At 37.3% G+C, this 13,837-nt stretch carries 9 protein-coding genes; 3 read left to right on the top strand and 6 right to left on the bottom strand.

Going from position 1 to position 13,837, the window contains the following annotated elements:
• Positions 1-43: 43 nt before the first annotated feature.
• Genes AC5LWZ_RS03330 through dokD form a run of 3 tightly spaced genes read right to left on the bottom strand, consistent with a single transcriptional unit; the run spans position 44 to position 4,034 of the window.
• Entirely contained in the window at positions 44-1,150 is a 1,107-nt protein-coding gene (locus tag AC5LWZ_RS03330; protein WP_110448519.1) for an alanine/ornithine racemase family PLP-dependent enzyme, read from the bottom strand.
• Between the two features lie 18 nt (positions 1,151-1,168).
• On the bottom strand, positions 1,169-2,581 hold the full coding sequence (locus tag AC5LWZ_RS03325; protein ID WP_086362971.1) for an APC family permease: 1,413 nt from the start codon (positions 2,579-2,581) through the stop codon (positions 1,169-1,171).
• Between the two features lie 55 nt (positions 2,582-2,636).
• Positions 2,637-4,034, bottom strand: coding sequence for an ornithine/lysine decarboxylase DokD (dokD, locus tag AC5LWZ_RS03320; protein ID WP_086362972.1), 1,398 nt, complete (start codon positions 4,032-4,034; stop codon positions 2,637-2,639).
• 254 nt (positions 4,035-4,288) lie between these two features.
• Between dokD and AC5LWZ_RS03315 the strand changes: the two genes are divergently transcribed.
• Positions 4,289-5,725, top strand: coding sequence for a sigma-54 interaction domain-containing protein (locus AC5LWZ_RS03315; protein WP_367275178.1), 1,437 nt, complete (start codon positions 4,289-4,291; stop codon positions 5,723-5,725).
• Here the strand turns inward: AC5LWZ_RS03315 and AC5LWZ_RS03310 are convergent, their stop codons facing one another.
• Positions 5,726-6,913, bottom strand: coding sequence for a BaiN/RdsA family NAD(P)/FAD-dependent oxidoreductase (locus AC5LWZ_RS03310; RefSeq protein WP_493463957.1), 1,188 nt, complete (start codon positions 6,911-6,913; stop codon positions 5,726-5,728). It abuts the gene before it with no gap.
• Between the two features lie 395 nt (positions 6,914-7,308).
• On the opposite strand from AC5LWZ_RS03310, the gene gltB reads away from it, so the two are divergent.
• Positions 7,309-11,766, top strand: coding sequence for a glutamate synthase large subunit (gltB, locus tag AC5LWZ_RS03305; RefSeq protein WP_493463956.1), 4,458 nt, complete (start codon positions 7,309-7,311; stop codon positions 11,764-11,766).
• Between the two features lie 14 nt (positions 11,767-11,780).
• Positions 11,781-13,193, top strand: coding sequence for an FAD-dependent oxidoreductase (locus AC5LWZ_RS03300; protein WP_110448523.1), 1,413 nt, complete (start codon positions 11,781-11,783; stop codon positions 13,191-13,193).
• A gap of 113 nt (positions 13,194-13,306) precedes the next feature.
• Here AC5LWZ_RS03300 and AC5LWZ_RS03295 read toward each other — a convergent pair whose 3' ends face one another.
• On the bottom strand, positions 13,307-13,429 hold the full coding sequence (locus AC5LWZ_RS03295) for a hypothetical protein (protein ID WP_256363487.1): 123 nt from the start codon (positions 13,427-13,429) through the stop codon (positions 13,307-13,309).
• Between the two features lie 12 nt (positions 13,430-13,441).
• Positions 13,442-13,837 carry a hypothetical protein gene (locus AC5LWZ_RS03290; RefSeq protein WP_493463955.1) on the bottom strand — a complete coding sequence of 132 codons (396 nt, stop codon included), beginning with the start codon at positions 13,835-13,837 and terminating at the stop codon, positions 13,442-13,444.

The raw sequence follows: 13,837 nt of genomic DNA, 5'->3' as shown, positions 1-13,837 counted from the left end.
AGTAATCAATAATAGCTGCTGGTTGCCCAGCAGCAGTTATATATTAATAAACAAATCGTTTTTCTACGCCGTTGGTTTGGCAAGCCATAAGCAGAGCTGTGTAATCAAGCTCAAAAACGATCATATCGCCAACTCGCAATGTTTCAGAAACATCTTCAATATCAACGATAGTATGATCACTCGTTTGACCTAATACCGTAATGTTATCATTAACCGGTACACAGTTTTCCGCCGGCACATCTTGACGACCAAAAGCAAGCAAAGCTCGTTTACGAGTACCGTGATCAACAAAAGTTTTGCTGTTCAAAAAGGCATCAACACCTAATTCACCAACAGGCACGGTAGGTTTACTATTAAGTTCGATAACTTGTGCATATAATTTATACATGTCACTACAAGCTTTCTCGACCGGTTTGTTTGAGTGATGAAACTCATCAAGATATTTCATATCGACATACTCAATACCAAACTCATGTAAACCACCAATACGGATGTGATTAAGTCCTTCTGGCCAGATCCCTTTATCAAGCAGATGGTAACTAGTACAGTTACCAGCAGATAGATATTTGATCTTGATATTACAAGCTTCTTCAACTTTGCGTGCTATGTGTAAAAAATCTACGCCATTTTTCACTGTCGGTAGCACAGTTCCATAGCAGTTAAAGTTAGTACCAAGCCCATAAAGCTCAACACCGGGTAAAGAAAGGATCAGTTTGACCGTTTCAATAATATCGTCTACATGTTCAAACCAAATCCCTTCGCGTAAATCCCCCATATCCACCATTAATAAAACTTGATGGACTTTTTGCTGTTTTACCGCTTCATCAGAAAGTGCTTGAATAACTTGTTTTTCACTATTTAAACTGATATCAGCATACTTAACAACTTCACTGATTTCACTTAAACAAGGGCTGCGTAATAGGCAAGTTTTACAATTTAATGCATCTTTAAGTTTCTTCAAATTGTAGGTTCTTGATTCAGCAATAACATCAATACCACCATCAAGCACTGCTTTGGCAGTTTCAACGCAACCATCAAAAACTTTATTTACAGCCATAACTTCAATGCCGTGTTTAGCTAATAGCTCTTTTTCAACACGAGCATTGTCTTTTAATTTACCTAAATCAATTTCTAATATAGGTTTGTACATAAATTACTCCTCTATATCTTATTGTTGTTGCAAGCGATTACGTTTTTGTGCGCGATGGTATATCCATTCAGCTAACACAATTGCAAGCACTGCACCACCAACAATTTTAGCGATATACTCAACATATCCACCCATATCAATTTGTGCTGGTGGAATAAAGACTAAGATCACCGCAAATAATGTAGATAAGAATCCTAAACCTGGTAAAACAATTGGTAATACTTTACCTGGGATCTTAAAGCTACGTGGTACATCAGGTTGAGTAATACGTAAACGATAATAGGCAATAAACATTACTAAGTAAGGAATAAAATAACAAATGGTTGTTAATGCGGTTAACATCCAATATGCAGCAGCAATACTTGGCGATACAAATGTTGAGAAGCAAAGTACCGTTACAATTATCGCTTGGATAACTAAAGCAAATGCTGGTGTTTGATATACTGGATGTAAACGACCAATACGTTCACCAAGTAAGTTATCTTCTTTTGATGCTTCTTGTAACATATAGATAGGACCAACTAACCATGAGTTAATTTGACCTAATGCACCAAAGAATAAACAGATTGCCATTACAGGTAATAACCAAGGCATATTTAATTCTTCAGCGGCAGCTTCCATCGCTTGCATTACACCGGCAACAATATCAGTATCAGCAGCAGGTAATAAAGTATTAATTGCCCAAGTTCCGATCATATAGATACCTACAATAACAATTGCAGATACTGCCATTGCTTTAGGGAAGTCTCGTTGTGGATCACGAGTACGGCCTGCAATCATTGGTGCAACTTCAAGTCCAGCAAAAGCGAACATCATGCTTGATAAAAATACAATAGTGTCCCAGCTACTTAAATCCGGAATCCAATCACTAACATGACTATAATCAGTTGCCATTGGATGACCAGTCATTAACCATACAATAGCTAATAACACGATAATACCAGCAGGAATAAATACCCCTAACCATGCACTAACACTGTTAATAATTTTAGTCCATTTCATCCCTTTGATATTCATTAATGTTAAGATCCAGAATACCACCATGGAACCAACACCAATAAACACCTGATTTTGTGCTAATTCAGGACTAAACATGTAACCAATTGCAGTAAAACCAAATTGCAACATGAGTGGGAAGAAAAGCACGCATGAGAATAGGAAACAAACGACTACTATCCAGCCAATTCGTTTACCAAACGCTTCTTTTACCCAGACAAATATCCCACCATCTTTAGGCCAACCAGTAGAAAGTTCACCACAAACCATAGCTAATGGGAAAAACAGACAAAATGCAGCAAGTAGCCAAAGCACCATTGCTGACGCTCCATAAGGAGCAACATTAGGAATTTGACGTAAACTTAGAATCGCAATGACATTCATAAACACAATGTCTTTAATGCCAAGTAAACTTGAATCTTTAGAATCACTCATAAAATAACCTCACATTATTATATCTGGAGCACTGAGTGCCCCAGATAGCTCATGATTAATACACGTCGTATCCAACCATATCCTCGTAAGTATCTTCACGGCGAATCAATCGGTCTTTGCCTTCTTTATCAATCATAACAACAGCCGTACGTGGGCGATTGTTATAAACCGTTTGGCTTTCGATGGTATAAGCACCAGCGTCAAGGAAAGCAATGATATCGCCAATCTCAGTGTCTTTAGGTAATAAGAATTCTTCACCTTTAACACCTACATGGAAATAGTCACCACCATCACATAATGGACCAGCTAATTTAATGTATTCATCATGTTGTTCAGTAATTTTTGATGCATCATATACATAGAAGAACCAATCAAAATGTTGACTATCAGATAACACGCTATAACCTGCGTCAACAAATTTCCATTCAACATGTTCTTCGATGTTACCATCTAAATCGTAGTTAGTTTTACGTTTTTCACAAGCAACTTCAGTTAAAAGTACACCTGCTGAACCGGTAACTTTACGGCCTGGTTCGATGCAGATTTCAACGTCTTTACGCCATTTATGAACTTCACTAATTACCGCATCAGCGAAATCTTGTGCTGTAATACCTGCATACATGTTGTCTTGTAATGGGTTACCATTTTCATCATCATATTTATAAGGAACAGGAATACCACCACCAACGTTGATTAAATCAAATTTAATGCCTAAAACTTCTTCTAAACGGCGTGATTCATCAACTAATACTTTAGTCGCTTTAGCAAATGGTTCTGCTTCTGGCACTTGGTCACCCACGTGCATATGTAAACCACGTAAATGCACATAAGGCATTTCAAGAATACGACGACAAGTTTCTTCAGCTTGTTCTAAATCGATACCTGATTTAGCATGATAAGCAGTAACTAATTCTGCATGAGTAGCCGATGGAACATTTGGCTCAACACGTACACAAACATTAGCCATTTTTTTCAAACGACGAGAAATTTCATCGATAATATCTAATTCATATAAGCTATCAACGTTGATGATATAAAGATCATTTTGAATAGCAAATTCTAAATCTACCGGTTTTTTAACTACACCATTGAAAACAATTTGGCTACCAGGGAAACCAATTTCTAAACATTTACGCACTTCAAACATTGAGTTCGCTTCTGCATAGATACCCGCATCTTTAATCGCTTTAAGTACCCCCATTACTGAACATGTTTTTGACGCATAGAAAATTTTTGTGTTTGGATGAGCTTTAAACGAATCTTTGATTTCCTGAATATTACGATCGATTTCTTTTTCAGAAAATACATAGAAAGGTGTTGGATATTTCTTTGCTAATTCTTCCAAATTCACACCATCAAAACAAAGTTTGCCGTTTTGCGCACTGAAACGACGATCTTTTGTTATTAGATCGGTACGTAATTTGTTATAATTTGACATAATTGTGTCGGACATATGACCTCCAGTTAATTAGTACATAAAAAAGGTAAGTAAAAAGATTACTCACTTACAATGCAATCAACGTGCCAACTTATAAAAACACAAATAATCAAGATCTTAACGAAATAATTACAAATAAAATACTAGTCATTTAGTAAGAAATATGTTTTTCTGACGAAAATTTGTCACTATTTTTAGTAATACTTGAAAGATATTTAAATCAACGCTAGCTATACTTAGCAATAATCCAATTTTTAAAAGGTTTTAGAATCATGATAATTGATCCTGAATTATTACAAGCATTGGAAATATTTAAACATTTTTTTGATTTAATACATCAACCAATGGCTATTATTGATAAAGAAGGTAAATATATTTACTACAATCAGGAAAGCGCAGAACTTGATGGTTATACAATGGAGCAAGCCATCGGTAAACCAATGCTTAAAGTTTACCCTAATTTGAAAAAAGAAGATAGTACTATGCTACAAGCTTTACAAGGTAAAGAATATCAAGATACCTATCAAACTTACTATAATCATGTGGGTAAATTAGTTGATTATCAACACACAACTGTACCGCTTTATAATCATAATAAAGAAATTATCGGCGCAGTTGAAATAGGTCGAAATATATCCAATGTTCGGCAGTTGCAAGATCAGGTTTTTCGCCTTAATAGAAAGTTATATCACAATAAAGAACAACCACTACCGGAAATTGTTTTTGCATCGAAAAAAATGCAAGAGGTTATCGATCAAACCAATATTTTAGGCAGTAATGATGTTCCAGTATTAATTGTTGGTGAAACAGGTACAGGGAAAGAGCTATTTGCTCGCTTAATTCATCAAACCAGTCAACGCCGAGATAAAGCATTCATTTCACTAAACTGTAGCGCTTTACCAACCACATTGATTGAAAGTACTTTATTTGGGACGGTTAAAGGAGCCTTTACCGGTGCTGAAAATCGTCAAGGTTATCTCGAGCTGGCCAATGGCGGAACCTTATTTCTTGATGAACTCAATGCTATGCCTCTTGAAATGCAAAGCAAACTATTACGCTTCTTGCAAGAAAAAACCTATTGGTCTTTAGGTGGAAATAAAGAGAAATATGCTGATGTACGAATTGTAGCGGCGATGAATGAGTCTCCAGCGGAATTGTTAAAAAGCGGTAAAATGCGCAGTGACTTATTTTATCGATTAAATGTTGGTTTAATCAAACTTCCAGCCTTACGGGAAAGACAAGAAGATATCCCTGTATTGGCACGATATTTTATCGATAAACATAAAACTGATGTCAATATAGTGATCACCGGTATCAGTGAACATGCGTTGCAGCAATTAATGTCAGCACCGTGGCCAGGCAATGTACGAATGCTGGAAAATGCGATTGTCCGTAGTATGGTATTACAAAATGAACCTGGTGAATTACAAAAAATTATTCTCGATGAAGAACTATTTGATATTCATAGTCCTTATCCACAACATCAACTTGAAAATAAGATAGAAAAACCAAGTATTAACGAGTTAACGGGTAATCATAATCTAATCGAACAAGTTGAACATTATGAAAAGCAACTTATCATTGATGCATTAAATCAAGCCAATGGTAAAATTATTACTGCAGCAAAATTACTCAATATCTCACGAACGACATTACAATATAAAGTGAAAAAATATCATATCCAAATGGGTGTTATTGATAATTGATTATACTTGACTCAAGGCTTGGGCGCAGGCAAATGCACTGCTCCAAGCCCATTGGAAATTATAACCACCAAGCCAACCAGCTACATCAACAACCTCACCAATAAAATAAAGATTAGGCTGTTTTTGTGCTGCCATGGTTTTTGAAGATAACGCATCGCAACTTACTCCGCCTAAAGTTACTTCTGCGGTGCGATAACCTTCCGTCCCATTTGGTATTACATTCCATGTTGTTAATGTCTGATACAGCGCTTGTTGTTGAGTAGGTGTTAACTGTTTAACAGTTGAATCAATAATCAAATTTAGTTGCATTAACACTTCAATTAACCGCTTAGGTAATATTTGTGCTAAACAGTTTTTGAGACTTTGATTACGGTTATAATCTAACAGAGGTTTAAAATCATCCTCAAAGTTAAAGTCAGGCAATAAATTGATCGTAATGGCTTCTCCTGCTTGCCAATAACTGGATATTTGTAAAATAGCTGGTCCAGATAATCCTCGATGGGTAAATAATAGATTCTCTTTAAAACTAATGCGTTCATTCGATACTTCAACTGGTAACGCAATTCCTGATAATGTCGATAATACAGCTAACAAAGGTTTATGTAAGGTAAACGGCACAAGCCCTGCTTTTACAGGCACCACTGGGATAGAAAATTTTTCAGCAATTTTATAGCCAATAGCGGTCATACCAAGTGCAGGCATCGATTGTCCACCCGTTGCCACAATTAATTTATCAGTATAAACACAACCCTGTGAAGTAGATAACTTAAATCCTTGTTGCTCTTCATTAACATCTTCAAGTTGTGTTTTTAACATAAATTTAACTTGTCCTTTTTGGCACTCTTTGACCAACATATCGACAATATCTTGCGCTGAATTATCACAAAATAGCTGACCATGATCTTTTTCATGATAGGCAATACCATATTGATTAACCAATTGGATAAAATCCCATTGGCTAAACCGTTTTAGAGCAGATTTACAAAAGTGACGATTTTCAGAAATATAATGATTTGCTTCGACATTAAGATTGGTAAAATTACATTTACCACCACCAGACATTAAGATTTTACGACCTAATTTTTTACCGTTATCAATGACAGTAACATCATGACCTTGTTGTCCCAACAGACCAGCACAAAAAAGCCCTGCAGCGCCAGCACCTATAATTGTAATTTTAGTTTGCATATTTCATCTATAACCAATAATCGATAATCTATTATAACAGCATAAATCTGGTGATTATAACTCCCTGATTTTGGAAAAAATCAGCAAATATAATCAATTTTTATAGCTAAAAAACCCCTTTCCTCAAACTTTTTTTAATCAGATATTAATTCTTATTATGAAAAAATTTTTAAATTAAAGAACTTTAATCTTAAAAAAAATTTAAAACCAATAAAAACAATTATTTAACACAAGATATAAGCTTCATTAATATATATGGGTTAAGTGATTAAAATATTGACTTATAAATAATATTTATTTGACCTAAAACTTATTTTTAATTACCTTCACACCTAATATGGGATTAATGCCTATACCTTCACAAAAAATAATAACGATGAATTTGAGGCAATGATATGTTATATAACCAGCATCATGAAAAAGATAACTGCGGATTTGGTTTAATTGCTCACATTGAAGGGCAACCAAGTCACAAAGTGGTGCGTACCGCAATTCACGGACTTGCTCGCATGCAACACCGTGGTGCCATATTATCGGATGGTAAAACCGGTGATGGCTGTGGTCTTTTAATGCAAAAACCAGACCGATTTTTCCGATTAGTCGCCGAGGACGCAGGTTGGCGCTTAGCCGCTAATTATGCCGTTGGCATGCTATTTTTAAGTCAAGATGAAACAGAAGCTCAAGCTAGCCGTAAAATTGTCGAAGAAGAGCTAGCAGAAGAAACCTTATATGTTTTAGGTTGGCGTGAAGTACCAATTGATAAAAGTGTGCTTGGTGAAATCGCACTCTCATCACTACCAAGAATTGAACAAGTATTTGTCAATGCACCTGCTGGCTGGACTAAGATTGATTTAGAACGTCGCTTATATATGGTTCGCCGTCGTATTGAAAAACGAGTGCAAGATGATACGTTTTATGTCTGTAGTTTTTCAAATCAGGTTAATATCTATAAAGGCTTATGTATGCCGAAAGATTTACCTCGATTCTATTTAGATTTGGCTGATATTCGTATGGAAACAGCAATCTGTTTATTCCATCAACGTTTCTCAACCAATACTGTACCGCGTTGGCCACTTGCACAACCATTTAGACATTTAGCCCATAATGGTGAGATCAATACTATTGAAGGTAATCGGCAATGGGCAAAAGCGCGATCTTACAAATTTAAAACACCATTGATTCCAGATCTACAAGATGCGGCACCGTTTGTTAATGTCACCGGTTCTGATTCAAGCTCACTAGATAATATGCTGGAACTATTTTTAGTTGGTGGTATGGATATTGTCCGTGCGATGCGTTTACTAGTGCCACCAGCATGGCAAAACAATCCAGATATGAATGAGGATTTACGAGCTTTTTTTGATTTTAACTCCATGCATATGGAACCATGGGACGGGCCTGCTGGTATCGTTATGTCAGATGGTCGTTATGCTGCATGTAACTTAGACCGTAATGGTTTACGTCCTGCTCGTTATGTTATTACTACAGATAAACTCATCACTTGTGCTTCAGAAATCGGTATTTGGGACTATCAACCCGATGAAGTCGTCACTAAAGGGCGAGTTGGTCCAGGCGAATTACTGGTAATTGATACTGAAGAAGGTCGCATTTTACAATCTTCAGAAACCGATAATGATCTACAAAAACGTCATCCATATAAAGAATGGATGGCTAAAAATGTAAAACGTCTGATCCCATTTGAAGATCTTCCTGATGATGATATTGGTTCTCGTGATTATGATGATACATTACTAGCAACTTACCAAAAACAATTTGGTTATAGTGCCGAAGAGCTCGACCAATGTATTCGAGTTTTAGGTGAAAATGGTCAAGAAGCAACTGGCTCAATGGGCGATGATACACCATTTGCCGTGTTATCAAGTCGTCCACGCTTAATTTATGATTACTTCCGACAAAAATTTGCTCAGGTAACCAATCCACCAATAGATCCATTACGCGAAGCACATGTCATGTCACTGTCGACTAGTATCGGTCGTGAGATGAATGTATTTGCCGAAGCAGAAGGTCAGGCACATCGGGTTGCATTTAAATATCCAGTATTGGTTCATTCTGATTTTAAACAATTAACTACTTTAGAATCACGTTATTACAAATCAGAAACGCTTGATATCACATATGAAATTGACGGCAGTTTACGTGACGCAATTGAACAGTTATGTGGTGATGCTGAAGCAAAGGTCCGTGCAGGAACAGTATTACTAATTTTATCAGATAGAAATATTGCCCCTGACCGTTTACCGATCCCTGCGCCAATGGCGGTCGGTGCCGTACAACAACGTTTAGTTGAAAAGAACTTGCGCTGTGATGCCAATATCATTGTTGAAACAGCAAGTTGTCGAGATCCGCATCAATTCGCCGTTTTACTAGGCTTTGGTGCAACAGCAATCTATCCATATTTAGCCTATGAAACCCTAGCTCAAATGGTAGATAATGGCACTGTGAATAAGTCTTATCGAGAAGCAATTCTTAATTATCGCAATGGTATTAATAAAGGCTTATACAAAATCATGTCCAAAATGGGCATTTCAACTGTTGCTTCTTACCGCTGTTCTAAACTATTTGAGGCAGTAGGTCTAAATGAAGAAGTGGTTGAACTCTGCTTCCAAGGGGTAACTAGCCGTATTAGTGGTGCCAATTTTGATGATTTTGCTCAAGATCAGTTCAATCTTTCTAAGAAAGCATGGCTACGGCGTAAACCATTAGAACAAGGTGGCTTGTTGAAATTTGTGCATGGCGGTGAATACCATGCTTATAATCCTGATGTAGTACAATCACTACAAAAAGCAGTAAATAATGGTAATTATGAAGATTATAAGCGCTATGTAGATATCGTAAATAATCGACCAGCTGCAACCTTGCGAGATCTGTTAAAACTCAATCCACCAGAAAACGCAGCTATCGCACTTGATCAGGTGGAACCAGAAGAGTCACTATTTAAACGATTTGACTCAGCTGCTATGTCAATTGGTGCATTAAGTCCAGAAGCGCATGAATCTTTAGCCGAAGCCATGAACACCTTAGGTGGCTTTTCTAACTCAGGTGAAGGCGGAGAAGATCCAGCTCGTTATAACACAATCAAAGTATCACGTATTAAACAAGTTGCCTCTGGCCGATTTGGTGTCACTCCAGGTTATTTAATGAGTGCTGATGTTATTCAAATTAAAGTTGCTCAAGGTGCAAAACCGGGCGAAGGTGGTCAATTACCTGGCGATAAAGTCACCCCGTATATTGCAAAATTACGTTTTTCTGTACCGGGTGTAACATTAATTTCACCGCCACCGCATCATGATATCTATTCAATTGAAGACTTAGCACAATTGATTTTTGACCTAAAACAGATTAATCCAACCGCAATGATTTCGGTTAAGTTAGTTTCTGAACCGGGAGTAGGTACTATCGCAACCGGTGTTGCCAAAGCCTATGCTGATTTAATCACTATTTCAGGTTACGACGGCGGTACGGGAGCCAGTCCGTTAACTTCGGTTAAATATGCCGGCTCACCATGGGAGCTAGGTTTAGTTGAGACCCAACAATCATTAGTTGCTAATGGTTTACGTCACAAAATACGCTTACAAGTTGACGGTGGCCTAAAAACTGGCGCAGATATTGTTAAAGCGGCAATTTTAGGTGCTGAAAGCTTTGGTTTTGGTACTGGACCAATGGTTGCATTGGGTTGTAAATACCTCCGTATTTGTCATCTTAATAACTGTGCAACCGGTGTTGCAACTCAAGATGAGAAGTTACGTAGTGATCATTATCATGGTCTACCAGAAAAAGCGATGAACTATTTCCGTTTTATTGCACGTAATACTCGTGAAGTTATGGCCGAACTAGGCGTTAGTCGAATCGTTGATTTAATCGGTCGTACAGATTTACTTCTTGAACTTGATGGCATTACTGCAAAACAACAGAAATTAGATCTATCAAGCTTGCTTGAAACGGCAACCCCAATAGAAGGTAAACCGGTTCACTGTATTGAAGACAATAAACCATTTGATAAAGGTGTGCTGAATAAAGAGATTATAACTCAAGCACAACAAGCAGTGGATAATCGTCAAAGTAAAAGTTTCTACTTTGACATTCAAAATACTGATCGTTCTGTTGGTACAACTTTATCTGGTTATATTGCTAAAAAATATGGCGATCAAGGCTTAGTCACATCCCCTATTTCCTTGAATTTTAACGGTACTGCCGGACAAAGCTTTGGTGTATGGAATGCAGGCGGAGTTGATTTAACGCTGACTGGCGATGCCAATGACTATGTTGGTAAAGGCATGGCTGGCGGTCGTATTGTCATCCGTCCACCACAAGGTTCAGCATTTTTAAGCCATGAAGCAACCATTGCTGGTAATACCTGTTTATATGGTGCCACTGGCGGTAAATTATTTGCTGCTGGCCGAGCAGGTGAACGTTTTGCAGTGCGTAACTCTGGCGCGATAAGTGTCGTTGAAGGCATTGGTGATAATGGCTGTGAATATATGACTGGCGGTATTGTCTGTGTTTTAGGTAAAACAGGTGTTAACTTTGGTGCTGGTATGACTGGTGGTTTTGCTTATATTTTAGATACTGATGGCGATTTACATAAGCGAATCAATAAAGAGTTGGTCGAAATGTTAGATGTTGCTGACTATTCAATTCATGAAGAACACTTACGTGGTTTAATTATGGAGCACGCACAACTCACCCACTCAACTTGGGCTGAAGAAATATTAGCTAATTGGGAAGATTTTGCTAAACAATTTGTATTAGTTAAACCAAAATCTAGCGATGTTAAAGCATTATTAGGTCACCGTAGTCGCTCAACAGCTGAACTACGTGTTCAGGCACAGTAAGGAGAAAACACGATATGAGTCAAAATGTTTATCAGTTTATCGATTTACAACGTGTCGATCCGCCTAAAAAATCGCTAAACATTCGTAAAATTGAATTTGTAGAAATTTATGAAGGCTTTTCAGCTTCGCAATCTCAAGCACAGGCAGATCGTTGCCTTGCTTGTGGTAACCCTTATTGTGAATGGCGCTGCCCAGTCCATAATTACATTCCAAATTGGTTAAAATTGGTCAATGAAGGGAAAATTTTAGAAGCAGTTGAATTATCTCACCAAACTAATAGTTTACCTGAGGTATGTGGTCGAGTTTGTCCACAAGATCGTCTGTGTGAAGGATCTTGTACTTTAAATGCTGAATTTGGTGCAGTAACTATCGGTAATATTGAACGTTATATTACTGATGAAGCATTCAAAATGGGCTGGAAACCAAACTTATCTAATGTTGAAAAAACTGGCTTAAGAGTCGCAATAATCGGCGCTGGTCCAGCAGGTCTTGCTTGTGCTGATGTATTAGTCCGTAATGGTATAACACCAGTCGTTTTCGATCGCCATCCAGAAATTGGTGGTTTATTAACTTTCGGTATCCCTGCCTTCAAATTAGACAAAGAAGTCTTAATTAATCGTAGACGCATCTTTACCGAAATGGGGGTTGAATTCCGTTTAAATACTGAAGTCGGCAAAACCGTTCAATTAGCTGATCTTATCAATGAATTTGATGCTGTCTTTGTCGGTGCTGGTACTTATCAATCAATGCGTGCAGGGCTTGAAAATGAAGATGCTAATGGCGTTTATGATGCATTACCATTCTTAATTGCCAATACTAAGCATATTATGCAACATCAACAAACCGAAGATACTCCATATATAGACATGAAAAATAAACGTGTCGTTGTCTTAGGTGGTGGTGATACCGCGATGGATTGTGTTCGAACTTCTATCCGTCAAGGTGCAACTGAAGTAACTTGCGCCTATCGTCGTGACGAAGCTAACATGCCGGGCTCTAAACGTGAAGTCAAAAATGCCAAAGAAGAAGGCGTACAATTCCAGTTTAATGTGCAACCTCTTAGTATTGAGGTCAATAATAGCGGGCAAGTTACTGGGGTAAAAATGGTCAGAACCGAGCTTGGTGAACCAGATGCAAAAGGCCGTCGTTCGCCAGTGATTGTCGAAGGTTCAGAATTTGTGCTTCCGGCTGATGCGGTAGTTATGGCATTTGGTTTTAAACCACATGCTATGCCATGGTTAGCTGAGCATGGTGTTGATTTTGATGATAGAGGTAGAATAATAGCACCAGAAATCAAAGGATACCAAACTACCAATGCCAAAATCTTTGCTGGTGGTGATGCGGTACGCGGTTCTGATTTAGTCGTTACGGCAATTAGTGAAGGGCGTAAAGCTGCTGAAGGAATCTTGGATTACTTAGAAGTGTAATCACTAATCATTGTTTAAAAAATCAAACCCGCTTCAATACAAGCGGGTTTTTTAATGGCAAAGAAATTTATTTCAGTGATAGTTCAGTTTCGACAATAAAATAGATATCACTGTTAAGACAGCTCTGCATCCACTATCACTTGTTCATTGCCAGTTTCGTCAATTAATATAATTGATAACCAGTCAATGCCGTCACAAAGTAGTTGTTGCCAAGCTATTTTTCGCCCATCAAGCAATATTACATTACCTTATTCATCAAACTCATAAAGTTCTTTTTCTGAATCATAGTCAATACTATAACCAATTGTTAATTTTATTTTTGACGATGGAACATTAAATTTTTCAAGTAATCTATTCGCTTTTTCTTCATCAGAATGACTATCACAAAACATTGCGTTATAACCATGTTCAGTTTCATCAAATAGTAATATTTCTTCTTTACTGTTAGTAGATTTTGCAACAATTTTAATATTTGCGAAAGACGGTTCTACCCCTGTAATATCACCATTTTCTAATTCACCATAATAATAGATGTCAAACCATTGCTCTTTAGTTGATGACTGAAGAGAAAAAGATGTTACCCCATTGGACTCATCTTCGATAATGTCCATAGCATATTGAGTTAGATGGGATGGTATTTTCAT

It is taken from the genome of Gilliamella sp. LMG 34362 (assembly GCF_984569125.1).
The sequence above is the reverse complement of the archived record's forward strand: the minus strand, read 5'-3'. Positions and strand labels throughout refer to the sequence as shown.